Origin of the sequence: Microbacterium sp. MF43, assembly GCF_012847295.1 — a bacterium.
In the GTDB taxonomy this organism is placed as follows: Bacteria; Actinomycetota; Actinomycetes; order Actinomycetales; family Microbacteriaceae; genus Microbacterium.
The window spans coordinates 933744-955616 of record NZ_JABBDY010000001.1; the positions used below are offsets into that span (position 1 = coordinate 933744).

Here is a 21873-nt window from a genome sequence, read left to right on the forward strand (position 1 = left end):
CGTCAATGGCACCCTCGCACGGTCAGTGCGCGGCATCCGTCGACTCGGCCTCCACCTCGTCCAGCCCGGACCCGCCCGCGGCCTCCCAGCGGAGGAGGTCGCCGGGCTGGCAGTCGAGCGCTTCGCACAGTGCGTCGAGGGTCGAGAAGCGCACCGCCTTGGCGCGCCCGTTCTTGAGCACGGCGAGGTTCGCGGGCGTCACGCCGACCCGCTCGGCGAGTGCGCCGACCGACATCTTGCGCCGTGCGAGCATCACGTCGATGTCCACGATGATGGGCATCAGATCACCTCGTCCATCTCGGAGCGCAGCGCGCGCGCCTCGGCGTCGCGGTCGATCGCCTGCCTGAGCAGCATGCGCATCACCACGACGAGCAGCGCCATGCCGAACAGCGCGAGCGAGAAGCCGCACACGATGCCCACCGCCCCGGGAGCCGCTTCGCCGAGCGCCATCAGCACGGCGAGCCCGAACAGGGCGATCGCGGCCGCGATGATGCTCCCGATGATGATGTTCACCCATATGAAGGCCGCAGGCGAGAACACCGCGCCGCGACGCACGAGGGTCAGAAGCTGCCACACGCACACCGCGAAGACCTGCATGGTCAGCACGCCGAACACGATGATGATCATGAGCGTGATGCGGCGCCACAGCTGCCCGCCCTCGGTGTCCTCCCAGAGCAGCGGCACGATGACCGTCTGCACCACGAGCGATCCCGCGAGCGACAGCGCGATCACGACGCGCAGCGTCAGAATCGTGAACCTTCCCATTTACCGGCCTCTCGCTTCAGTAACGAGAGAAATCTATCGAAAGTCGATAGGTAATGCAAGAGGAACGATAGGTGGAGCGGCCCTCATGACCTCACTGCACGGCGAACGAGAGGTGGCGGGCTCGCGCCGAGAAGCGTTCGGGCGAGCATCGTCGCCCCGGCCACCGCCGCAGGCATCGTGGCGACGGCTCCGAGCGGCACCATGAAGCACAGCTGGGTGGCGACACCGAAGCCCAGGACCCGCAGCCGGTGGGTCCGCAGAATCCGGCGCCGAGCCGCCGCCGGGATCCCGCGGGCACTGAGGGCTCGAGACGTCAGCTCGTCGGCGACGAGCCAGCCGGTCAGCGAGACCGCGAAGACGGTGCCGAGCACACCGCCCACGACCGGGATGAGTGCGATGAGTGCGGCCAGCGCGGCGACGGCGATACCCCGCGAGATGAGCCAGATCCCGTCCGCCACGGAGCGCCAGAACCCGTACGGCACGTCCGGAGCGTCGCCGTCGTGCTCGGCCTCGATCGCCCGCCAGATGCGCTCGTAGAAGGGATCGCCGATCACCAGAGTGAGCGCGGTGAAGGACACCGCGACCAGGACGAGCGCGGCGCCGAACAGTGCGGTGCCGATCGTGACCCGGATCACCGTCGCCCATACGCCGGGCCAGGTGTCGGCGAACGGGGTCATCGCCTCGGTGATCGCGGGAAGGAAGGCGCCGAGGGCGATGAGCCCCGACAGGAACAGCACTCCGACGATCGCAGCGGGGACGAGCCCGAGCGCCATCAGGCCGGGCCGGCGCCGCCAATACGCGAAGCCGCGCCCGAGCAGCCTCACACCTTCGGCGAGTTCGCGCACGCGCTCAGCCTAGATCGGGCCCGATGGATTCACTCCGACCTGGCGCAGCGGAACCCGATGTGCGTCGCCGCCGAGTCGTCGGCCTGCGGGGACCGCGCGGCCGGCCGGAACCTCAGGCAGTAGTCGGGGGAGCAGAGGTACGACCCGCCCTTGAGCACACGCCGAGGCATGCGGGATCCCGGCTCGGCGCTCGCCGCGGCGAGGAGCTCCGGCCGGTGCTCCCGGTAGAGGGCCGCCGTGGTGGGGAACCGGTGGCGCGGAAGGTAGTAGTCCGTGGTCCATTCCCACACGTTGCCGATCGCATCGAAGAGACCGAAGCCGTTCGCCGGATACGAGCCCACCGGCGCCGTCGACCCGCCGTGATCTCCCTGGACGTCGTACGGGAACCGCCCGAGCCAGCTGTTCGCCTGCGCCACGCCGCCGGGATATGCCTCGTCGCCCCACGCGAACGCCGTGGCGGTGCCGCCCCGCGCCGCATACTCGAACTCGGCCTCGGTCGGCAGGCGCTTGCCCCTCCAGGCCGCGTAGGCGGCGGCATCCTCGAACGCCACCTGCACCACGGGATGCGACATCCGCCCGTCGATCGATGAATCGGGGCCCTCGGGATGGCGCCACTGCGCGCCGGGCTGCCAGCGCCACCACTGTCGCCAGTCGCGCAGGTCGACGGGTCCCGTCGCCGGGGTGAACACCATCGAGCCGGGCGCGAGGTCGTCGAGGTCCACGTCGGGGAAGTCCGCCGGATCGAGGCCCCGCTCGGCCACCGTGAGGTATCCGGTGTCGGCCACGAACTCCGAGAACGCCGCGTTGGTCACCTGATGCGTGTCGATCCAGAACGGGTCGACGGATGCCTCGTGCGCCGGCCGTTCGTCCGGATAGAAGTCGTCGCTGCCCATCGTGAACGAGCCGCCGGGGAGCAGCACCATGCCGTCCACGATCAAGCCGCCCCGCCCGTCACGACGCGTACGCCACGTGGAACCGCTGGATCGTTCCGTCGAACGTGAACGGCATCCGGTCGGCGTACGCGCGCGACACGGCTCCGCCGTAGGCGCGTCCGACGTCGAGGCAGTCATTGGCGGAGAACAGCAGCGGGGCACTGACGGGCACGACACCCGACGCGACCTCGTCGCCGTCCACGCGCAGCGCCACGGTGAGCGGACCGCCGGGCCGCGGCTCGACGTACGACGTCGCGACCTCGATCGTGTGCGTGCCCGCGGTGAGCGGCGAGGGTGCTGCCACCGTCGTGCGCTGCACCAGGAACAGGTTGTACTCGTACGTCAGCACGCCGTCCACGACGAACAGCGTGAGACCGCCGCCGGCCCCGCCGAGCTTGTACAGCACGCCGTTGGCGTGCTCGCCCACGTCGACGGCGATCGTGACCGAGTTCGGCTTGTTCCCCAGCGCCGGAGCACAGAACTCCGGAACGCGGGTCGTCTCGCCCGAGAACTCCCATTGCGAGTACGGCGGGGTGATGCGGAACTCCGGATGATAGACGGGCACCCACAGCCCGGCGCCGACGGGGAGCACCTTGTTCTTCGCCGCCTCGATCGCGAAGAGCTCCTTGAGCGCTGCGAGCTTCTCGGGGTGCTCGTCGGCGAGGTCGTGTGCCTGGCTCCAGTCCGCGTCGAGGTGGTACAGCTCCCACGTGTCCTCATCCGGAGTCCACGTGCGGATTCCGGGCGGCGCGCCCGGCACCCAGGGGAGGCGCGGGCCAGGGGTCGACGCGATCCAGCCGTCCTCGTAGATCGATCGGCTCGCCATGATCTCGAAGTACTGGACCCGGTGGCGACCCTCGGCCGTCTTGTCGTCGATCGAGTACGCGAAGCTCGTGCCGTCGATCGGGTCCTGATGGATGCCGTTCACCGTCTCGGGAGCGGAGATGCCGAGGATCTCGTAGATCGTCGGGGCCAGATCGATGACGTGGTGGAACTGCGTGCGAGGCACCGGGTCGTGCTCGATCCGGCCGGGCCACTGGATGAACATCGGATTGCGCGTGCCGCCGAGGTGCGAGGCCATGAGCTTCATGCCCTGGTAGGGCGTCGACCCCGCCCATGCCCACGCCGCGTGGTACTGGTTGTCGGTCGCCGGCGTGCCGAGCGCGTCGAGCCCGCCGAGCTCCTCGAGCGCCGCGATGTGCTGGTCGACGGTGGTCGGGATCATGTTCTGCGCGAGGAGCTCGCTGATCGTGCCGTTCTGGCCCTCGCCCGACGAGCCGTTGTCTCCCCAGATGTACACCACGATGGTGTTGTCGCCGTAGCCCAGCCGTTCGAGCTCGTCGATCACGCGACCCGCCTGCACGTCGGCGTGTTCGCCGAACCCCGCGCACACCTCCATGAGGCGCGCCTGGAACGGCTTCTGGTGGTCAGGGATCTCATCCCAGCCCTGCAGAGAGTCCGGGCGTGGCGTGAGCACCGCGTCCTCCGGCACCCAACCCGCCGCCTTGGCACCCGCGAGCGCTTCCTCGCGGTAGACGTCCCAGCCGTCGTCGAAGGCTCCCGCGTATTTGTCGGCCCACTCCTTCATGATGTGGTGCGGGCCGTGGATCGCGCCGGTCGCCCAGTACATGAAGAACGGCTTGTCCGGCGAGAGCGCCTTGTGGTCGCGCAGCCACGAGATCGCGTCGTCCGCGATGTCCTCGCTGAGGTGGTAGCCGTCTTCCGGGGACTTCGGGGGCAGGACGCTGGTCGTGTTCCGCACGAGGTTCGGTTCGTAATGGGATGCCTCGCCGGCGAGGAATCCGTAGAAGTACTCGAACCCGTTCCCGGTCGGCCAGTTGTCGTAAGGACCGGCCTTCGTCGTCTCCTCGGCGGGCGTGTTGTGCCATTTGCCCCACGCGGCGGTGGAGTACCCGTAGTTGCGCAGCACCTCGGCGATCGTCGCGCTGCTCTTGGGGATGTGGCCGGAGTACCCGTCCCAGTCGTTGGCGAGCTCGGCGATCTGACCGGCGCCGACGCGGTGGTGATTGCGCCCGGTGAGCAGCGCGGCCCGAGTGGGGGAGCACATCGAGGTGGTGTGGAAGCGGTTGTAGCCGATGCCGGCCGAGCGGATGCGCTCGAGGGTGGGGGTATCGATCCTGCCGCCGAGCGGAGCGGGCAGCGCGGGCCCCGCGTCGTCGATGAGGATCACCAGAACGTTCGGGGCGTCGTCGGGAAGGTGCTTCTGCGGCGCGACCGGGGAGTAGGTCGACTCGCCGAGCGTCCTGCCGGCGATGCTTCCCGAGGGTGCGGGGGCGAACGGCAGCGTCCGTGCCGGCGGGAGCGGAGCTCCGGCAACCGAGGGCGTGGCATCCGTCATGATCTCTCCTCACCGTGCTGGAATCGCCCCAGCCCGGGTGCCACGGTACGGGCAGGTGGCACGGTGCTCATCACGCCGATGGGGTGAGATCCGAGCGCTCCTGATCGAGTCGCTCGCCGAATTCGACGATGAGGCCCTCGGGTCCGCGGACGTCGCAGACGAGCCACACATCCTCGTCGTTCACGACCTCGCCGACGAGGCCGTCACGCCGCGATCGAAGCCGAGCAGTCCGAAGAAGTCCGCAACCCGGTCCAGTCACGGACGACGATGCCGATGTGCTCGAAGCTGCGCACGCCCATGCGGCGATGCTACGGGCGTCGGCCGGGTGACGGGAGGCCTCGAACCGCACCGGGCCACCCCGCTCAGCGACGCAGGGTGACCGAGGGGTGCTCGCCGAACGCTGCGGCGTACTGCTGGGCGAAGCGACCCGGGTGCGTGAAGCCCCACCGCAGCGCGACCTCGCGCACCGACAGCCGCGGATCCGATGACGCCAGCAGCTCCTCCCGGGCCATCCGCAGTCGCAGGCGCCGCAGGTACTGCATGGGCGTCATGTCGTACGCGCGCCGGAACGCCGTCTGAAGCGACCTCGTCGTCGTGCCGGCCGCGATCGCCACGTCGCCGACGGTGATCGGTTCGTGGGCGTGCGCCTCGAGGTACGACACGGCCATGCGGACCCGACGGGACTGGATGCCTCGATCCGGCCGCCGGTCGAGGTCGACGAGCGGGTAGGAGCTGAGGATCGACACCACGGCATGGCGCAGCAGCTGCGCGCGCACGAGTGCCGCGTCGCGCAGCACGGACTCCGACAGGAGCATCGCCTCCAGGCTCGAGATCGACTCGGTGACCAGAGCGGGGTGACGTCGGTGGGTATTGACACCCTCGGGACGGAACGGCGCATCGGGGTTCCCGCTGAGGGACTCCGCGATCCGCCGCACGTAGCCGGTGTCCAGTCCCACGGTGCGCACGTGGGCACCGGTGAACTCGACGCGCATCTCGACGCCCGGCGGGACCATGAACGGCACCGCGCCGTTGCCGCGCTCGTCGCCGACGCGCCACTGGTGCGTGCCCCGGACGGCGTGGGCGATCATCGCGTCCGAGAACGACTCGGCGCCGGAACGGCAACGCCCCTCGAAGCGCAGCGACGCGACGGACGCCGTGCCGTCCGATGCCGCCGTCATCGCGTACGCGAACCGACGGTCGGGCGTGGCGGACAGGTCCATCGCCGTCTCGTAGAGCTCGCTCATCGACCGCTGCGCGTCTGCGAGGCTCGTGGTTCGCGCGGAGTGCCAGCGGATCTCGTCTGAAGATGCCGTCGTCACCGGGGGGCCCCCGGCGATCCCGCTGTGCCGGCCCTCGGTGGAGTCGGGCCCGGGCTCACCGCTCCTCGCCCGCGCGGTCGACCTGGACGTGCCGCAGGATCCGGTCTTCCGGATCGACGCGCACGTCGTTGCCGTCGATGAACCGTCGCATGAACCCTCCGGTCACAGACTCGCTCACCCCGGCAGCTCGAAGAACGGCGATGGCCGCCCCGCGAGACGGCGGGACAGTGCGCGAAAGCGGATGCGGCTGGAAGGACGAAGACGTCTACGGCGCCGCCTGGGCAGGGCGGCGGAGGGACGTGCGGCATGACGGCTCCGGGACGGTCGGGACGAGCGGACAGGCTAATCTCCGTCGGCGATTTCGACTCGTCAAGGTGGTTGACAAGCGGGCGCGCCGTATGCATGAAGCGCGCCGCTGGCCCTGTCGACCCTGATCGAATCTCCTGCCACGAGGACGGAGATGTCAACCCCCTTCGAAAGAGGTCGCGCACGCCGCATGCTCGGGGGAGGAGGTTGACCAATGACTCGCTCGACCGGGCCCCGAGGCATCCGTCCCACCGAACAGGGAGAGGACGGGGCTGCACGCCCCGAGACCGGCACCGGCCAGGCGGGCGCCGCTGAGCGCCGACGGCGCAGGTGGGATCTGCCCGAGGAGCGCAAGCTTCCGCGCGAGCGGTACGAGTGACGAGCCGCGGCGTCGCCGGGCGGGGCGATCGAGGCGCCGCGCATCAGCGCTCGGGGTCGTGCCCGCTCCGGCTCCAGTTGTCGCCCTCGGCGGCCGGATCGGATTCGTCCGGGATCGGGATCACCGCGATGGGAGTACCCGGGGTGAGCATCAGATAGGCCGTCCGGGGCGCGCCCTCCCCGTCATTCACCTCGAGCCAGGCCACGCCGCTCTCGAGCCCGGCCGCGATCTCCGCGCGAAGCTTCTCGGGGTCGCGGCCGCCGACGCTGTAGTGCTCGCCGCCGTAGCGGATGTCAATTCGCTTCATCCTCGTCCTCCCCGTTGCCGAAGGCGATCGATTCGGATGGCTCGGGGACGAGATACAGACCCCCGGGAGAATTGGCCGTGAACGCGAGGGCGTCGATCCACGCCGCGTTGAGTCGCGGACGGCGGCTGCCGTAGTACTTGTAGACGAGCGAGCACCGCGGATGCACCCAGACGGTCGTGCGTCCGTCGCCGATGCTGGTGTCGTCCTTCCACGTGAAGTGGAAGGGCTCGCCACGCCGCAGCTTCGAGCCGATCACGATCTGAAGGTGGGCGAGGGTGCGGTCGTCGAAATCCACCTTGATGGTTCCGTCGTAGATGAACTTGCCCACCGTCTGCCTCCGAGATTCCTACCGGGCGAGCGCGGCGAGTGGGGATGGGCGGCCGCCGGAACGCATCCATCATCGCGCGCTCTCGCGTCGACCTCCACAGGGTTGACACGCTCGAGGCGAGGAATGTAGCCGGCTGACCGGGTGCCGGTGCCGTGCCCGAGCGCGCCCGCGGTGCGTGTCAAGGCTTCCGGGTCTGCCGCCTACCCGCGTATACAGGGCTCATGCACTCCACCGACGGTGACCTTGAGATCCTCCCCATCGGCCCCGACGACGCCGGTGAGACCCTCACCCTCCAGCGTGCCGCATTCGTGCAGGAGGCGCTCATCTACAACAGCGTGCAGATGCCTCCGCTCACACAGACGCTCGAGGAGCTGCAGGCCGAGCTCATCGACAATCTCGGCTGCGTCGTGCGGGACGGGGGGCGCATGGTGGGCGCGGCCCGCGCCAAGCGCGACGGCGAGCTTCTCCTCATCGGCCGCATCGCCATCGCGCCGGATCAGCAGGGCCGAGGCATCGGGAGCCGGCTGCTGGCGGCAGTCGAGGAAAGGGGACGGGAGGTCGGATGCCTCGAGGCCGAGCTGTTCACGGGGTCCCTCAGCGAGGCGAACCTGCGCCTCTACCAGCGCGAGGGTTACCGCGAGACCAGTCGCGTGGACGGCGATGACGGCATCCAGCAGGTGTTCCTGCGCAGGTCTCTGCGCTGACTCCCGCGTGTCGGCGGCGGATGCCAGGATGAGCACATGCCGGAGTCTCCCGAGGTCCAGGTGCTGGCGGAGTTCCTCGCCGAGCACGCGACCGGTCGTCGCGTCGCGGATGCCGACGTGCTCGAGTTCCGCGCGATCAAGACACGCACACGGCCGCCGTCGACGCTCGCCGGCCGCGAGATCACGGGGGCGGCACGACACGGCAAGCACGTGTCGCTGGCCTTGGGCGACCAGACCCAGCTCGTGATCTCGCTCGGTCGCCACGGGTGGGTGCGGTGGCTCGCTCCGGGCGAGGAGGCTCCTCCGGCATCCGAGGCTCCGCCCGCGCTCGCGCAGATCGGGCTCGATTCGGGTGAGACGGTCGAGGTGACGGATGCCGGCACCTGGGTATCGGTGGGACTGTTCGTGGTCGATGACCCCTTCGCCGTGCCGGCGATCGCGAAGCTCGGGCCCGACCCCGCCGACCCGGCGTTCTCACCGGCCGACTTCGATGCGGCGCTGGGCGGCAGGCGCAAGCAGGTGAAGGCGATCCTGCAGGAGCAGGAGTCTCTCGCAGGCATCGGCAACGCCTACTCCGACGAGATCCTCCACGCCGCTCGCGTCTCGCCGGTCGTGCACGCGGCGCTCCTCGACGACGAGGCGACGCAGCGGCTCTACACGGCGACCGTCGAGACGGTGAGGGGCGCGATCGAGGCGCGCCGGGGCATCCCCATCCATGCTCTGAAGGCAGCGAAGGTCGCTTCGATGCGCGTGCACGGCCGCGCCGGCGAGCCGTGCCCGGTGTGCGGCGACACCATCCGCGACTTCGCCTTCGCCAGCACCACCGCCCAGTACTGCCCGACGTGCCAGACCGGAGGCGCCGTGCTGTGAAGCCACGTCCCGCGCGCGCAGGTAGCATGGCGGAATGACCACGTCGCAGCTTCCCACCCCCAGCGCCCTCCAGCCCGTCGCCGACGAGAAGAACCTGCTCAGCGTCGTCGAGTCCGGCGGGTCCTGCTGCGGCGGCGGCAGCTGCAGCTCCGTCTGAGGCCTCGGCCCCCTCGCCCGGGACGACGTCCTCGATGAGCGACGAACAGCAGCTCCACACGACACCGCGCGTCGCGCGCGTGCTCATGACGGAGGAGGCGATCTACGGACTCATCCTCGTGTCCGGGATGATCGTCGTCAGCGCGGGCAGCACCTCGCTCGTCGCCTTCCTCACCGTCGCGATCACCGTGATCGTGTTCTACGCCGCACACGTGTACGCCGGCACGCTGGGGCGGCTCGCGGTCAGCGAAGGTCAGCGGGGACTCGGCTCGAGTCTCGCGGCGGCGGCACGCCAGTCCTCGGGAATGCTCATCGCCTCCGTCGCTCCCCTCGCCGCGCTTCTCCTCGGCACCACCCGTGTGATCGCCGACGATCTGGCCCTGTGGGTCGCGCTCATCGTCAACACGCTCATCCTCGCCGGGCTCGGCTGGACCGCGGTTGCGCGCTGGAGCACCCACTGGTGGGCGCGCCTGCTGAGTGCGCTCCTCACGGCGGCATTCGGCGGAGTGCTGATCCTGCTGAAGGCGGTCATCCACCACTGAGCCGGTCGCCCGGATCCAGCGGCCACACCGCTGCAGACGCAGGATGCCCCGCCCTCGAGTCGAGAGGGCGGGGCATCCTGCCGATATCAGCGGGGAATCTCAGTGCGCCGGCGCGCCCATGGGCTGGTCGGCCGGCTTGCGGATGAGGAAGGCACCGACGAGGAGGGGCAGCGAGAGGATCGCGGCGACGAGGAACGCCGCCTGCGTTCCCGCGGCGCCCGCCGTCACGGCGTCGGCGCCCGACTCGGCTGCGGCGGCCCCCGCGGCCGCCATCACGCCGAACATGAGCGCGATGCCCGCGGCACCCGCCACCTGCTGCGCGGTGCCCACGACGGCCGAGCCGTACGAGTAGAACCGGGGCTGCAGGGAGCCGAGGGAGGCCGTGAACAGCGGAGTGAACGACAGGGCGAGCCCGATCGACAGGACCGTCTGGGCGATCGCGATGACCCACACCGGCGTCTGTGTGCCGAAGGTCGTGTAGACCCACAGCATGCCGCTCGTGATGATGGCGCCGGGGACGAGGAGGATCCTGGTGCCCCAGCGGTCGTAGACGCGTCCGATGAACGGTCCCGCGAGTCCCATCGCGAGCGCGCCGGGCAGCACGATCAGGCCGGTCGTGAGGGGATCGACGCCGAGGACGTCCTGCACGTACAGCGGCACCACGGTGATGGCGCCGAAGAACGCCATCGACATGATGACCATCTGCGCGATCGACAGCGAGAAGTTGCCGCTGCGGAACACGCGCAGGTCGAGCAGGGCGTCGTCGGTGCGCTGCAGGACGATCTGACGCCACCCGAACAGTCCGAGCGCGACGATGCCGACGCCGATCGAGACGAAGAGCGTGGTCGTCGACGCGGCCGCGGCGGCCGCGGCATCCGCTCCGCCTCCGTGCCCACCCGCGCCCAGCTGGCTCAGCCCGAAGACCAGCCCGCCGAACCCGAGCGCCGAAAGGATGACGGAGAGCACATCGATCGGGGCGTGCGTCTGCTCACCGAGGTTGTGGATCCAGCGGGCGCCCACGACGAGCGCCACGACCGCGATCGGCAGGACGACGCCGAAGATCCACCGCCACTCGAAGTTGTTGAGCAGGGCGCCGGCGAGCGTCGGTCCGATCGCGGGAGCCAGCGAGATCACGATGCTCACCCGGCCCATCATGCGGCCGCGGATCGCCGGCGGCACCACCGTCATGAGCGTCGTCATCAGCAGCGGCATCATGACCGCCGTGCCCGAAGCCTGCACGACGCGCGCGACGAGCAGGACGGGGAAGCCCGGCGCCAGGAACGCGATGAGCGTGCCGAGGGTGAACAGGCTCATCGCGGCGACGAACATCGTGCGCGTGCTGAAGCGGCGGAGCAGGAATCCCGTGATCGGGATGATCACGGCCATCGTCAGCATGAACGCCGTCGTCAGCCACTGGGCCGACAGCGCGGTGATCCCGAGATCGGTGATGAGGTGCGGGATCGCGACCCCCATCGTCGTCTCGTTGAGGATCGCGACGAAGGCCGCACCCAGGAGCAGCCAGATGACGCGTGACTCCTCGCGGCCGAGCGTGGGAACAGGGGCGACCGGCAGCGCAGCGCTGCCGGTCGAAGGCGGTGTGGTGTCGGTCGAGGCCATAAGGGGTCTCCTCGGAAGGTGCGGCGGGCGAGGTGCGGACACGCGGGAACGGCGCGCGGCGCAGGACGGTCAGTCCTCAGAAAACGGCAAGCCCTCAGGCTAACCGAGGGCACGGACACGGCATTCCCGATCCGCTGTGAGCGGCGGGTGCCGAGGGGGCGCCACGCGGGTCACGCGCGGCGGGAGGCGCTCAGTTCTCGAGCGTCTCCTCGGAGGCGGGGCGGTCCCACTTCTCGGAGCCGATGGCGTCGGTCGCGTGCGGCGTGGGCTCGCGCTCCTCGACGCTCCGGGGAAGCGGGTTGAGGAGCTCCTCCTCGGGGATCGCCTTCAGCTCGTCGATCTCCGCACGGAGGGCGGCCAGATCGGAGCCGTCGTGGGCGGGCTTGTCGGCAGGCGAGGTCATGTGGCAAGCCTAGCCCTCGGGGGCGCGAGCGTCAGTAGCCTCTTAAGGGTGAGCATGCGCGGCGGTGGCGGGGGCGGAGGGCACCCGGGCTTCCGGCCGGTCGACATCGAGGCGCAGAAGAAGCTCAACGCCGCCGCGCCGAAGATCCCGCACCTGGGTCGCCGGGTCATGGCGCTGTTCCGTCCCTACACGGCGCAGCTCGTCGTCACGGCGATCCTGGTGGTCGTCGGTGCGGGCCTCGCCGTGATCCCGCCTCTCATCGTGCAGCGCATCTTCGACGACGCGCTCTTCCCCGTCGACGGCTCGCCCCCCGACATGCCGCTGCTGTGGCGGCTCGTCGGGCTCATGATCGCGCTGTTCCTCGCGTCCGCCGGCCTCGGCGTGCTGCAGACGTGGTTCACCTCGACGGTGGGCAACAAGGTCACCGGCGACCTGCGCGTGCAACTGTTCGAGCACCTGCAGGCGATGGAGCTCGGGTTCTTCACGAGGACGAAGACCGGCGTCATCCAGTCCCGGCTGCAGAACGACGTCGGCGGCGTCTCCGGCGTGCTCACCAACACCCTCACCAGCATCCTCGGCAACGCCGTGACGGTGATCGCGTCGCTCGTGGCGATGATCATCATCGACTGGCGGCTCACGATCATCGCGGTCGTCCTCATGCCGATCCTCGTGATCGTCCAGCGCCGCGTCGGACAGGTGAGGGCGCGGATCGCAGGGGAGACGCAGGAGTCGCTGTCCGAGCTCACCTCGATCACGCAGGAGACGCTGAGCGTGTCGGGCATCCTCCTGTCGAAGTCGTTCAATCGCCAGCGCGCGGAGTCTGCCCGCTACGCCGACGAGAACCGCAACCAGGTCCGCCTCCAGGTGCGCCGGGCGATGAGCGGCCAGGGATTCTTCGCGGTGGTGCAGGTGCTGATGGCGAGCGTCCCCGCGGTGATCTACCTCGTGTCGGGCTACTTCCTCACGGACGGCGACGTCGTCATCACCGCCGGCACGATCGTCGCCTTCACCACCGTGCAGGCGCGGCTTCTCATGCCGCTCATGGGCCTCATGCGCGTGAGCCTCGACCTGCAGACCTCCGCGGCGCTCTTCGCCCGCATCTTCGAGTACCTCGACCTCGAGCCGGCGATCCGCGACGCCCCGGACGCGATCCCGGTCGAGCGCGCGCCCGGTCCGCTCGGGCGCATCGAGTTCCGGGACGTGGTCTTCCGGTATCCGGATGCCGCGCCCGACGCCCGCCCGACGCTCCAGGGCGTGACCTTCACGGCCGAGCCGGGCCAGCACGTCGCGTTCGTCGGCCCGTCGGGGGCGGGCAAGACAACGGTGCTCTACCTGACGCCGCGGATGTACGAGGCATCCGATGGCTCGGTCCTCTTCGCCGGCGAGGACGTGCGCCACCTGCAGCAGGAGTCGATCATCGACCAGGTCGGCATCGTCTCGCAGGAGACGTACCTGTTCCACGCGACGATCCGCGAGAACCTCCGCTACGCCAGACCCGACGCGACGGATGCCGAGCTCGAGGCGGCGTGCCGCGCTGCGAACATCCACCACGTCATCGAGGGCTTCGACCTCGGGTACGACACCGTCGTCGGCGAGCGCGGCTATCGCCTCTCAGGCGGCGAGAAGCAGCGCATCGCGATCGCACGGGTGCTCCTGAAGGATCCGCCGGTGCTGCTCCTGGACGAGGCCACCTCGGCACTGGACACCGTCTCGGAGCGCGTCGTGCAGGAGGCGCTCGACGCCGCCGCGCGGGGCCGGACGACGCTGTCGATCGCCCACCGCCTCTCCACCGTCATCGCCGCCGACGTGATCCACGTCATCGAGGCGGGGCGCATCGTCGAGTCGGGCACGCACGCCTCGCTCATCGAGCGGGGCGGCCTCTACGCCGAGCTCGCGGCCCAGCAGCTCGCCACGTCCCGGATCCTCGAGACCGAGGACGGGGAGGAACCCGCCGACCACCCGGACCGCCGGGCCGATCGGCCGCCCGCCGAGGCGCGCGCGAGCGTCGCGCCCGCGCCGATCCCGGCCGAGCCCTGGGTGCCCACACCGGAAGTGCCCGGAACCTGAGGCCCTACCAGGCGAGCGCGTCCTGCAGCGCGGGGTCGAGCGCCGGGGCGCTGTCGCGCCGGGTGAGCGCCCGCACGAAGGCGCCGAGCGCGCGGCGGTACTCGTCGTCGGGGTGGTGCCGGGCGATCTCGACGAGCGGGGGGACGTCCATCGACAGGATGAGTCGCACGCGGGATGCCGCGGCGCGCGGCTCGTCCGCGGCGTCCAGCACCGCGATGCCCCCCGCGAGAGCCTCGAGGTAGTCCCGGAGCACCGGCAGCTCGCTCTTGTGCTGCGTGATGGAGGAACCGTCCGCGCGCTCGCGCCACTCGACGACGACGTCGGGGATCACGTCGAACGCCCGTGCCCGCGTGTACATCTGCTGGGCGACGATCTGGTCCTCGTACGCCTTCCCGACCGGGAATCGCAGGGCGGCGCGGCGCCACAGCTCGGTGCGGCTCACCTTGGACCAGGCCACGATGTTGCCGGATGCCTCGGGATGCTCGCTCAGCGTCGTGGCGGTGCGCGCGGGGTCGGTCGCCGCTGCCACCCACGGCTGCACATGGCCGGCCGCGTACCCTCCGGCCGTATCGGGGCGCAGGCGCACGTACGCCCCCAGCGCGAAGTCGCTGCCGCTGGCGGTCACTGTGCCGACCAGGCGTTCGAGCGCTCTGGGCGTATACCGGTCGTCGGCGTCGAGGAACGCGGTGAGGGGTGTCTCGACGAGATCGAGTCCGGTGTTGCGAGCGGCGCTCAGCCCGGCCTGCGCGGCGTGGTGCACGACGCGGAACCGCGGATCGGCAGCCACCGCTGCGTCGAAGATCGCGCCGGTCGCGTCGGTGGACGCGTCGTCGACGAGCACCGCAGTCCACGCGGTGAGGGTCTGCGCGCGCAGTGAGTCGATCGCCTCCTGCGCGAACTCGGCGACATCGAAGCCCGGCACGACGACGGTCACGACGGGCTCGGCAGGCGGGGTCACCCGCCCGATCGTACAGCGGCGACGGATGCCTCGACCGCCGCCGCGACGGCGTCGAGCGGCTGGCTCAGCGCGGCCGGGAGGGTGAACCGCACCGCCGTCTGGGCGATCTCCGGCGCGATGCCCATCGCCACGAGAACATGCGACGGCTCGTCGCTTCCCGCCGCGCACGCCGATCCGCTCGACGACACGATTCCGCGGCGCTCGAGCTCGAGGAGCACCGCCTCTCCCGACGTCCCGGCGAACGTGAAGCTGGCGGTTCCCGGCAGGCGGTGCACCGGGTCTCCGGTGAGGGAGGCCGCGGGCACCGACGCGAGCACCTGGGCCGTGAACCGGTCGCGCAGGGCGGTGAGGCGAGCGGATGCCTCCGCCCGCCCCGCCTCGGCCAGCTCGAGCGCCGTCGCGAAGCCCACGGCGCCCGCCACGTCCTCGGTGCCGCTGCGGCGGCCGCGCTCCTGGCCCCCGCCGTGGAGGAGGGGCTCGAGCGGCACGCGCCCGCGCACCGCCAGGACGCCGGTGCCCTTGGGGGCGCCCAGCTTGTGCCCCGCGAGAGAGAGGGCGTCCACGCCCAGCTCGGCGGCCGACAGCGGCAGCCAGCCGGCGGCCTGCACGGCGTCGATGTGGACGGGGACCCTGCGCGCGCGTGCGACGGCCGCGAGGGCGGGCACGTCCTGCACCGTGCCGACCTCGTTGTTGGCGTAGCCGAACGTGAAGAGCGCGGTGTCGTCGCGCAGCGCGGCGGCCGCGGCATCCGGATCCACCCTGCCGTACGCGTCGACGGGCAGGCGGGTGACCTCGAAGCCGTGCAGTCGCTCGAGATAGGCGACCGACTCGAGGATCGACTCGTGCTCGATCGGGGTCGTCACGACGTGCCGTGCGCCGGAGTGCTGCCAGCGCCCGAGCGCGATGCCCTTCACCGCGAGGTTGTTCGCCTCGGTGCCGCCCGACGTGAAGACGATGTCGCTCGCGCGCAGCCCGAGGATGCGCGCGACGCGCGCGCGTGCGTCCGCCAGCGCACCGGCGGCGTCCTCGCCGACGGTGTGGTGGCTCGACGGGTTGCCGAAGCGCTGCGTCAGGTAGGGCATCATCGCCTCGAGCACCTCCGGCTTGACGGGGGTGGTCGCGGCGTTGTCGAGGTAGAGCATGCCCATGTCGCGCCTCAGGGAGCGTCGATGCGCACGTCGAGCCCGAGGTCGAGGGCGCGTGCGGAGTGGGTGAGCGCGCCGACGGAGATCACATCGACACCGGTCTCGGCGATCGCTCGCACGGTGTCGAGGGAGACGCCGCCGGATGCCTCGACCGTCGCGCGCCCGGCCACCTGCGCCACGCCGACACGCAGGTCGTCGAGCGAGAAGTTGTCGAGCATGATCGTCCCGACCCCCGCCGCGAGCACCGGCTCGATCTGCTCGAGTCGGTCCACCTCGACCTCCAGGTGCGCCGTGTGGGGCAGGCGCTCCTTCGCCGCGCGGAGCGCACGCGTCAGCGCGGCCTCCCACCCGCCGTCGACGGCACCGCGCGTGAGCAGGGCGAGGTGGTTGTCCTTGGCCATGACGGCATCGGACAGCGAGTACCGGTGGTTGCGGCCGCCGCCGTCGCGCACCGCCTTGCGTTCGAAGGCGCGCAGGCCCGGCGTCGTCTTGCGCGTGTCGGCGATGGATGCCCGGGTGTGGGCGACCTCGGCGACGTAGCGGCCCGTCAGGGTGGCGATGCCCGACATCCGCTGCGTGAAGTTCAGTCCGACCCGTTCGGCCGTGAGGACGCCGCGCGCCGGCCCGGTGACCACCGCCAGCACGGCGCCCGGTTCGAACCACTCGCCGTCCTCGACGATGAGCTGCACCTCGATGCGCGGATCGGTCAGGCGGAACGCCGCCTCGAACACCTCGCCGCCACTGAAGACCCCCCGTTCACGGGCGACCAGATCGGCGCGCGCCTGCGCCGTCTCGACGATGAGGTACTCGCTCGTGAGGTCGCCCCACGGGGCGTCCTCCTCGAGCGCGGCAGCGACGACACGGTCGATCGTGGCGCGGTTCAGCATGCGACCGCCTCCCGCGGTGCGGGGACGACGGCGGTATCGCGGCGGAAGTGCGCGCCGACCGATTCGCGTCGTGCGCTCGCCGCCTGCACGAGCTCCTGCGCGACGAGCAGGAGGTTCTCGTTCTCGTACTCGGTCTCCGTACGCGGGGAGCGCGCTTCGGAGCGCCAGCGGGCCAGCACCGCGGCAGCGCGCGCGAGGCCCTCGCCGTCGCGCACGAGGCCCGCCTCCTCCCACATCAGCTCCTGCAGTGCTTCGCGTGAGAACAGCGGCGCATCGACCGCGGGTGCGACCGGGCCGGCGGCGGCCGCGCGGGCGGCGGGTGCGGGCCACGAGCCGGACGCCGCGTCCGCGGCGATCGTGTCCCCGGCCCGGGCACCGAAGACAGCGCCCTCGAGGAGGGAATTGGACGCCAGACGGTTGGCGCCGTGGACGCCGGTGCGCGCGACCTCGCCGACGGCGTACAGCCCGGGAACGGTCGTGCGCCCCAAGAGATCGGTCGTGACGCCGCCCATGAGGTAGTGCGCGGCGGGCGTCACGGGTATCGGCTCGACCGCCCAGTCGAGACCGCGCTCGCGCACGGCCCGGTCGATGGTCGGGAAGCGGCGCGCCAGGAAAGCGGCGCGATCGGCGGCATCCGCGGTGTGCAGGTGCGTGGCGTCCAGCAGCACAGGGCGCCCGCCCTGCGCCTCCATCTGATGGGCGATCGCGCGGGCGACCACGTCGCGCGGCGCGAGCTCCCCGTCGGGATGCGCGTCGAACGCGAACCGGCGGCCGTGCTCGTCGAGGAGCGTCGCGCCCTCGCCGCGCACCGCCTCCGACACGAGGAACGCGTCCGCCTCGACGTCGGCGGGAAGAACGGTCGGGTGGAACTGGAAGAACTCCAGATCCTGCACGTCGGCGCCCGCGCGCAGTGCCGCGGCGATGCCGTCGCCGGTCGCGACCGGCGGATTGGTGGAGTGCGCGTAGAGCTCACCGGCTCCGCCGGTGGCCAGGACGACCGCGTCGGCAGCGACCGCCTGCCGACGTCCGGCTGAGCCGGGCGTCTCGCCCACGATCAGGTCGACCCCCCGCACGCGCCCGTCCTCCGTGCGGAGGCCGACCAGGAACGCGTGCTCGATGACGTCGACCCTGCTCGCACGCAGGCGCGCGACGAGGGCCTTCTCGATGGCCGTTCCGGTCGCATCGCCGCCGGCATGCAGGATGCGGGGGTACGAGTGGGCCGCCTCGAGGCCCTTGACGAATCCGCCGTCGTCGTCGCGGTCGAACCCGACGCCGAGGGCGATCAGCTCGCGTATGCGCGCCGGGCCTTCCTCGGCGAGCACGCGCACCGCCGCGGGGTCGTTGAGTCCGGCGCCGGCGACGACCGTGTCGCGGATGTGGTCCTCGACGCGATCGTCGTCGAACATGACGCCCGCGATCCCGCCCTGCGCGTAACGGGTGTTCGCGTGCTCGAGCACGTCCTTCGTCACGAGCGTCACCCGGCATCCGTGGTCGACGGCGTGGAGCGCGACGGTGAGCCCCGCGATGCCCGAGCCCACCACGACGGCGTGGGCGGTCGCCGCCGGCGCCGCGCTCATGAGGCGTTCTCCCACGCCGCGGCGGGCGCCGCCGGAGGCTTGGCGGCGAGCATGCGCTCGAGCGCGACGCGGGCCGGGTCCGCGACGTCATCCGGCACGACGATGCGATTGCGAACCTCGCCCGCCACGAGTCCCTCCAGCACCCAGGCGAGGTAGCCCGGGTGGATGCGGTACATCGTCGAGCAGGGGCACACGACGGGGTCGAGGCAGAAGATCTCGTGCTGCGGGTTCTGTGCGGCGAGGCGCTGCACGAGGTTCACCTCCGTGCCGATGGCGAAGGTGGCGGGTTCGGTCGCGCCCTCGATCGCCTTGCGGATGTAGTCGGTCGACCCCGACTCGTCCGCGGCGTCCACGACCTCCATCGGGCACTCGGGGTGCACGATCACGCGGACGCCGGGATGCTCGGCCCGCGCCTTCTCGATCTGGTCGACCGAGAAGCGCCGGTGCACCGAGCAGAAGCCGTGCCACAGGATCACCCGGGCGTCCGCGAGCGTCGCGGCGGTCGAGCCTCCGAACGGCTTGCGCGGGTTCCACATCGGCATCTGCCCCAGGGGGACGCCCATCGCCTTGGCGGTGTTGCGGCCGAGGTGCTGGTCCGGGAAGAAGAGCACCCGCCGGCCGCGTGCGAACGCCCACTCGAGCACCGTGCGGGCGTTCGACGAGGTGCAGACGATCCCGCCGTGGCGTCCGACGAAGCCCTTGATGGCGGCGGACGAGTTCATGTACGTCACGGGGATCACGGGCACCAGGCCGTCGGCGTCGGGGGTGTCGAGGTCGCCGTAGACCTCGGCGAGCTGCTCCCAGCACTCCTCGACCTGGTTGATGTCGGCCATGTCGGCCATCGAGCAGCCGGCGGCGAGGTTGGGCAGGATGACGGCCTGCTCGGGGCGCGAGAGGAGGTCGGCGGTCTCGGCCATGAAGTGCACGCCGCAGAAGACGATCGCCTCGGCGTCCGGGTGCTCGAGTGCGGCGTTGGCCAGCTGGAACGAATCGCCCACGTAGTCGGCGTGCTCGACGACCTCTTCGCGCTGGTAGAAGTGCCCCAGCACCACGACGCGGTCGCCGAGGGTCGCCTTGGCCGCGCGGATCCGCTCGTCCAGCTCGGCTTCGGAGGCCTCCCGGTATTCGCGCGGCAGCTCGCCCTGGCGCGGCGACCCGGTGGGGATCACGTCGCCCATCGAGGACCCCGGACCGTAGCCGGGCCGGACGTCGAAGTCCCACGGGCCGGACGCCAGGTCGGTGTTGCACGTCTCGGCGGTAGATGCCCCGGCGACGATCGCCTGGATCGCGTGGTCGACGGAGGGGTCGACCTCGGGGCGGGGCTGGAGGGTGATGTTGACGGCGGGCATGTCGGGCTCTTTCAGTGGCGGCCGCCGAGCGGGCCGCGATCGGCGAGCTCGACGTCCTGGTTGTAGCGGTACAGCCGTGCGGGTCGGTGGCTGCCGGTGCGGAAGCGGTCGGTCGGGATGAGGGTTCCGGAGTTCTCGACCTGGCGACGGAAGTTCGCCGGGTCGAGGCGGCGCTGGAGGATCGACTCGTACACCTCGCGCAGCTCGGCGAGGGTGAACTCGTCGGCGAGGAGCCCGTGCGCGATGCGGCTGTAGCCGACCTTGTTGCGCAGGCGCCACAGTGCGTAGTCGACGATCTCGTTGTGGTCGAAAGCCAGGCGCGGCAGCGATGCCGCATCGAACCACTGGACGTTCTCGACCGACTCGTCCGGCACTTCGTCGGGGCGGATGAGCGCCCAGTAGACGATCGAGATCACCCGCGTGGGGGAGCGGTCGACGGCGCCGAAGGCGTAGAGCTGTTCGAGATAGCTCGGTGCCAGCCCGGTCGTCTCCCCGAGAGTTCGGGATGCCGCGGCATCCAGCCCCTCGCTGGCATCGAGCCACCCGCCCGGCAGCGCCCACTGTCCTTCGTGCGGGTCGCGTGTGCGGCGCACGAGGGGGAGCGCGACCGTCGGCGTCTCGGCGCCTGAGGTGCGGCGCAGCGTGAAGATCACCGTCGAGACGGCGACGCGCGTCGTGTCGGCGGCGTTGTCCGCCGTCGGTGTGAGGGTGCTGGTTCTGGTCATGGTGACTATTACTCCGCTGCCATCTTAGTGTCACTATGACACGAAGGGCAAACCGGGGTCGTCACACAGGTTCGATGCGTACTCTGGCGAGGTCCGCACCCCGCCCGCTCGCCCGAGGGAGACCGCATGATCGTCGTCGACGTTCTGCTCCTCGTGATCCTCGTGATCGGCCTCGTCGGCGGCATCGGCCGCGGCCTGTCCGGGAGCATCGGACTGCTGCTCGGGCTCGCCGTCGGCGGCGCGGCGGCGATCTGGCTCGTGCCGCTCGTCAACGATGCGCTGCCCACACAGCAGTGGCGGCCCGCTCTCGTCCTCGCCACCGCCGCCGCGCTCGTGATCGGCGGCGCCGCGCTGGGCGCCGCCGCGGGATCCGCGCTGCGCCGGGGAGTCGACCGGGTGCGTCCGCTGCGGGCCGTCGACCGGATCCTCGGGGGAGTCGCCGGGGTCGTCGTCGCCGCGCTCGCGATGTCGCTCGCCGGCGCGAGTCTCGCCGCCACGGGCATGCCGATCGTCTCCTCGGCGGTGTCGTCGTCCAGCGTCCTGCGGACGATCGATCGGCTCACCCCGCCACCGGTCTCGGCCGCGCTCGCCGAACTGCGGGGGTTCGTCTCCGACGAGGGCCTCCCGGCACTCGGAGACCTGCTCGAAGCGCCGTCCGTCGACATTGCGCCGGTCGACCTCGACGACCCCGAGCTCGCGCGGGCCGCGGCATCCGTCGCCCGCGTCTCCGGAACCGCGTTCGCATGCGGCCGCAGCTCGACGGGAAGCGGATTCGTCGTCGCGCCCGACCGCGTCGTGACCAACGCCCACGTCGTCGCCGGTGTCGACACCCCGGTCGTGGAGCTGCCCGGCGTCGCCGCGCGGGAAGGGCGCGTCGTGTACTTCGACCCGATCGACGACCTCGCGGTGATCGCCGTCGACGACCTCGGCGTGGCGCCGCTGCCCTTCGCGGCCACGCTCCCTCCGGGCTCGCCGGCGGTCGTGCAGGGGTATCCGCTCGGCGGACCGTTCACGTCGCTCGGGGCCGGAGTGCTCTCGACCGGAACGGTCCCGGTCCCCGACATCTACGACGAGAGCGCCGCACCGCGCGAGATCTACGCGCTGCAGGCCGCGGTGCGTCCGGGCAACTCCGGCGGCCCGCTCCTCACCGGGGACGGCGCGGTGGCGGGCGTCGTGTTCGCGCGTGCCGAGAACGACGCCCAGCGCGGGTATGCGATGACGATGGCCGAGCTCACGCCGGTGTCCGCGCAGGCCGAGTCCCTCACGCAGCCGGTGTCGTCGGGCCGCTGCGTCGGCTGACGCCACGGACCGGTATGCTGACACGGCAAGTCAA

At 71.1% G+C, this 21873-nt stretch carries 24 protein-coding genes; 7 read left to right on the forward strand and 17 right to left on the reverse strand.

The features are described from left to right. Positions 1 to 22 precede the first annotated feature (22 nt). The 7 genes from HF323_RS04170 to HF323_RS15580 form a co-directional block, all read right to left on the reverse strand. Positions 23 to 280, reverse strand: coding sequence for a helix-turn-helix transcriptional regulator (locus HF323_RS04170; RefSeq protein WP_169581262.1), 258 nt, complete (start codon positions 278 to 280; stop codon positions 23 to 25). Continuing rightward, positions 280 to 765 carry a DUF2975 domain-containing protein gene (locus HF323_RS04175; protein WP_169581263.1) on the reverse strand — a complete coding sequence of 162 codons (486 nt, stop codon included), beginning with the start codon at positions 763 to 765 and terminating at the stop codon, positions 280 to 282. Before HF323_RS04175 ends, HF323_RS04170 begins: the two co-directional genes overlap by 1 nt. An 83-nt stretch (positions 766 to 848) precedes the next feature. Further along, positions 849 to 1610 carry an EI24 domain-containing protein gene (locus HF323_RS04180; protein WP_317450986.1) on the reverse strand — a complete coding sequence of 254 codons (762 nt, stop codon included), beginning with the start codon at positions 1608 to 1610 and terminating at the stop codon, positions 849 to 851. A 29-nt stretch (positions 1611 to 1639) separates the two neighbouring features. Continuing rightward, positions 1640 to 2533: a formylglycine-generating enzyme family protein gene (locus HF323_RS04185; protein WP_188241636.1), complete on the reverse strand. Its 894-nt coding sequence runs from the start codon at positions 2531 to 2533 to the stop codon at positions 1640 to 1642. A gap of 28 nt (positions 2534 to 2561) precedes the next feature. Further along, on the reverse strand, positions 2562 to 4901 hold the full coding sequence (locus HF323_RS04190; protein ID WP_169581265.1) for an arylsulfatase: 2340 nt from the start codon (positions 4899 to 4901) through the stop codon (positions 2562 to 2564). Between the two features lie 362 nt (positions 4902 to 5263). Then, positions 5264 to 6145, reverse strand: coding sequence for a helix-turn-helix domain-containing protein (locus tag HF323_RS15575; protein ID WP_169581266.1), 882 nt, complete (start codon positions 6143 to 6145; stop codon positions 5264 to 5266). 130 nt (positions 6146 to 6275) lie between these two features. Continuing rightward, a complete protein-coding gene (locus HF323_RS15580; RefSeq protein ID WP_262926859.1) occupies positions 6276 to 6398 on the reverse strand; it encodes a hypothetical protein in 123 nt (40 codons plus the stop codon). Between the two features lie 342 nt (positions 6399 to 6740). Between HF323_RS15580 and HF323_RS04200 the strand changes: the two genes are divergently transcribed. Further along, a complete protein-coding gene (locus HF323_RS04200; protein WP_169581267.1) occupies positions 6741 to 6905 on the forward strand; it encodes a hypothetical protein in 165 nt (54 codons plus the stop codon). Positions 6906 to 6948: 43 nt separating this feature from the next. Here the strand turns inward: HF323_RS04200 and HF323_RS04205 are convergent, their stop codons facing one another. After that, entirely contained in the window at positions 6949 to 7212 is a 264-nt protein-coding gene (locus HF323_RS04205) for a hypothetical protein (RefSeq protein WP_169581268.1), read from the reverse strand. Beyond that, positions 7199 to 7540 carry an ATP-dependent DNA ligase gene (locus HF323_RS04210; protein ID WP_169581269.1) on the reverse strand — a complete coding sequence of 114 codons (342 nt, stop codon included), beginning with the start codon at positions 7538 to 7540 and terminating at the stop codon, positions 7199 to 7201. The genes HF323_RS04205 and HF323_RS04210 overlap by 14 nt, the downstream gene beginning before the upstream one ends. A 221-nt stretch (positions 7541 to 7761) precedes the next feature. Here HF323_RS04210 and HF323_RS04215 point away from each other — a divergent pair, with 221 nt between their 5' ends. From HF323_RS04215 to HF323_RS04225, 4 genes are read left to right on the forward strand one after another with little or no spacing between them, the layout of a single operon-like run. Beyond that, positions 7762 to 8244: a GNAT family N-acetyltransferase gene (locus HF323_RS04215; protein WP_169581270.1), complete on the forward strand. Its 483-nt coding sequence runs from the start codon at positions 7762 to 7764 to the stop codon at positions 8242 to 8244. 36 nt (positions 8245 to 8280) lie between these two features. After that, positions 8281 to 9114, forward strand: coding sequence for a DNA-formamidopyrimidine glycosylase family protein (locus HF323_RS04220; protein WP_169581271.1), 834 nt, complete (start codon positions 8281 to 8283; stop codon positions 9112 to 9114). Between the two features lie 34 nt (positions 9115 to 9148). Then, a complete protein-coding gene (locus HF323_RS15585; RefSeq protein ID WP_262926860.1) occupies positions 9149 to 9271 on the forward strand; it encodes a hypothetical protein in 123 nt (40 codons plus the stop codon). A gap of 34 nt (positions 9272 to 9305) precedes the next feature. Continuing rightward, positions 9306 to 9812: a hypothetical protein gene (locus HF323_RS04225; protein WP_169581272.1), complete on the forward strand. Its 507-nt coding sequence runs from the start codon at positions 9306 to 9308 to the stop codon at positions 9810 to 9812. 99 nt (positions 9813 to 9911) lie between these two features. Here the strand turns inward: HF323_RS04225 and HF323_RS04230 are convergent, their stop codons facing one another. Next, complete coding sequence (locus tag HF323_RS04230) at positions 9912 to 11429, reverse strand: MDR family MFS transporter (RefSeq protein ID WP_169581273.1); 1518 nt, start codon at positions 11427 to 11429, stop codon at positions 9912 to 9914. Positions 11430 to 11619: 190 nt separating this feature from the next. After that, entirely contained in the window at positions 11620 to 11832 is a 213-nt protein-coding gene (locus HF323_RS04235) for a hypothetical protein (RefSeq protein WP_169581274.1), read from the reverse strand. Between the two features lie 54 nt (positions 11833 to 11886). Here HF323_RS04235 and HF323_RS04240 point away from each other — a divergent pair, with 54 nt between their 5' ends. Beyond that, positions 11887 to 13899, forward strand: a complete 2013-nt coding sequence (locus HF323_RS04240) for an ABC transporter ATP-binding protein (RefSeq protein WP_169581374.1) — start codon at positions 11887 to 11889, stop codon at positions 13897 to 13899. A 4-nt stretch (positions 13900 to 13903) separates the two neighbouring features. On the opposite strand, the gene HF323_RS04245 is transcribed toward HF323_RS04240, so the two are convergent. From HF323_RS04245 to HF323_RS04270, 6 genes are read right to left on the reverse strand one after another with little or no spacing between them, the layout of a single operon-like run. Next, positions 13904 to 14857 (reverse strand): glycosyltransferase family 2 protein, encoded by a 954-nt coding sequence (locus HF323_RS04245; protein ID WP_169581275.1) that lies wholly within the window; start codon positions 14855 to 14857, stop codon positions 13904 to 13906. Next, positions 14854 to 15999, reverse strand: coding sequence for a cysteine desulfurase family protein (locus HF323_RS04250; RefSeq protein ID WP_169581375.1), 1146 nt, complete (start codon positions 15997 to 15999; stop codon positions 14854 to 14856). The genes HF323_RS04245 and HF323_RS04250 overlap by 4 nt, the downstream gene beginning before the upstream one ends. A 14-nt stretch (positions 16000 to 16013) precedes the next feature. Further along, positions 16014 to 16889: a carboxylating nicotinate-nucleotide diphosphorylase gene (nadC, locus tag HF323_RS04255; protein WP_169581276.1), complete on the reverse strand. Its 876-nt coding sequence runs from the start codon at positions 16887 to 16889 to the stop codon at positions 16014 to 16016. Continuing rightward, positions 16883 to 18466, reverse strand: coding sequence for an L-aspartate oxidase (gene nadB, locus HF323_RS04260; RefSeq protein WP_169581277.1), 1584 nt, complete (start codon positions 18464 to 18466; stop codon positions 16883 to 16885). Before nadB ends, nadC begins: the two co-directional genes overlap by 7 nt. Continuing rightward, complete coding sequence (nadA, locus tag HF323_RS04265) at positions 18463 to 19815, reverse strand: quinolinate synthase NadA (protein ID WP_169581278.1); 1353 nt, start codon at positions 19813 to 19815, stop codon at positions 18463 to 18465. Before nadA ends, nadB begins: the two co-directional genes overlap by 4 nt. Before the next feature lie 11 nt (positions 19816 to 19826). Continuing rightward, positions 19827 to 20540 (reverse strand): NUDIX domain-containing protein, encoded by a 714-nt coding sequence (locus HF323_RS04270; RefSeq protein WP_169581279.1) that lies wholly within the window; start codon positions 20538 to 20540, stop codon positions 19827 to 19829. 126 nt (positions 20541 to 20666) lie between these two features. On the opposite strand from HF323_RS04270, the gene HF323_RS04275 reads away from it, so the two are divergent. Continuing rightward, the gene (locus HF323_RS04275; RefSeq protein WP_169581280.1) at positions 20667 to 21839 is read left to right on the forward strand and encodes a MarP family serine protease; all 1173 of its coding nucleotides are present in this window, start codon (positions 20667 to 20669) and stop codon (positions 21837 to 21839) included. The last annotated feature ends 34 nt before the right edge of the window (positions 21840 to 21873 follow it).

Coding starts and splice junctions, on each gene's coding strand:
- HF323_RS04170 (WP_169581262.1), bottom strand. CDS start 280: ATGCCCATCATCGTGGACATCGACGTGATGCTCGCACGGCGCAAGATG.
- HF323_RS04175 (WP_169581263.1), bottom strand. CDS start 765: ATGGGAAGGTTCACGATTCTGACGCTGCGCGTCGTGATCGCGCTGTCG.
- HF323_RS04185 (WP_188241636.1), bottom strand. CDS start 2,533: ATGGTGCTGCTCCCCGGCGGCTCGTTCACGATGGGCAGCGACGACTTC.
- HF323_RS04190 (WP_169581265.1), bottom strand. CDS start 4,901: ATGACGGATGCCACGCCCTCGGTTGCCGGAGCTCCGCTCCCGCCGGCA.
- HF323_RS15575 (WP_169581266.1), bottom strand. CDS start 6,145: ATGAGCGAGCTCTACGAGACGGCGATGGACCTGTCCGCCACGCCCGAC.
- HF323_RS04200 (WP_169581267.1), top strand. CDS start 6,741: ATGACTCGCTCGACCGGGCCCCGAGGCATCCGTCCCACCGAACAGGGA.
- HF323_RS04205 (WP_169581268.1), bottom strand. CDS start 7,212: ATGAAGCGAATTGACATCCGCTACGGCGGCGAGCACTACAGCGTCGGC.
- HF323_RS04215 (WP_169581270.1), top strand. CDS start 7,762: ATGCACTCCACCGACGGTGACCTTGAGATCCTCCCCATCGGCCCCGAC.
- HF323_RS04220 (WP_169581271.1), top strand. CDS start 8,281: ATGCCGGAGTCTCCCGAGGTCCAGGTGCTGGCGGAGTTCCTCGCCGAG.
- HF323_RS15585 (WP_262926860.1), top strand. CDS start 9,149: ATGACCACGTCGCAGCTTCCCACCCCCAGCGCCCTCCAGCCCGTCGCC.
- HF323_RS04225 (WP_169581272.1), top strand. CDS start 9,306: ATGAGCGACGAACAGCAGCTCCACACGACACCGCGCGTCGCGCGCGTG.
- HF323_RS04230 (WP_169581273.1), bottom strand. CDS start 11,429: ATGGCCTCGACCGACACCACACCGCCTTCGACCGGCAGCGCTGCGCTG.
- HF323_RS04235 (WP_169581274.1), bottom strand. CDS start 11,832: ATGACCTCGCCTGCCGACAAGCCCGCCCACGACGGCTCCGATCTGGCC.
- HF323_RS04240 (WP_169581374.1), top strand. CDS start 11,887: ATGCGCGGCGGTGGCGGGGGCGGAGGGCACCCGGGCTTCCGGCCGGTC.
- HF323_RS04250 (WP_169581375.1), bottom strand. CDS start 15,999: ATGCTCTACCTCGACAACGCCGCGACCACCCCCGTCAAGCCGGAGGTG.
- nadC (WP_169581276.1), bottom strand. CDS start 16,889: ATGCTGAACCGCGCCACGATCGACCGTGTCGTCGCTGCCGCGCTCGAG.
- nadB (WP_169581277.1), bottom strand. CDS start 18,466: ATGAGCGCGGCGCCGGCGGCGACCGCCCACGCCGTCGTGGTGGGCTCG.
- nadA (WP_169581278.1), bottom strand. CDS start 19,815: ATGCCCGCCGTCAACATCACCCTCCAGCCCCGCCCCGAGGTCGACCCC.
- HF323_RS04270 (WP_169581279.1), bottom strand. CDS start 20,540: ATGACCAGAACCAGCACCCTCACACCGACGGCGGACAACGCCGCCGAC.
- HF323_RS04275 (WP_169581280.1), top strand. CDS start 20,667: ATGATCGTCGTCGACGTTCTGCTCCTCGTGATCCTCGTGATCGGCCTC.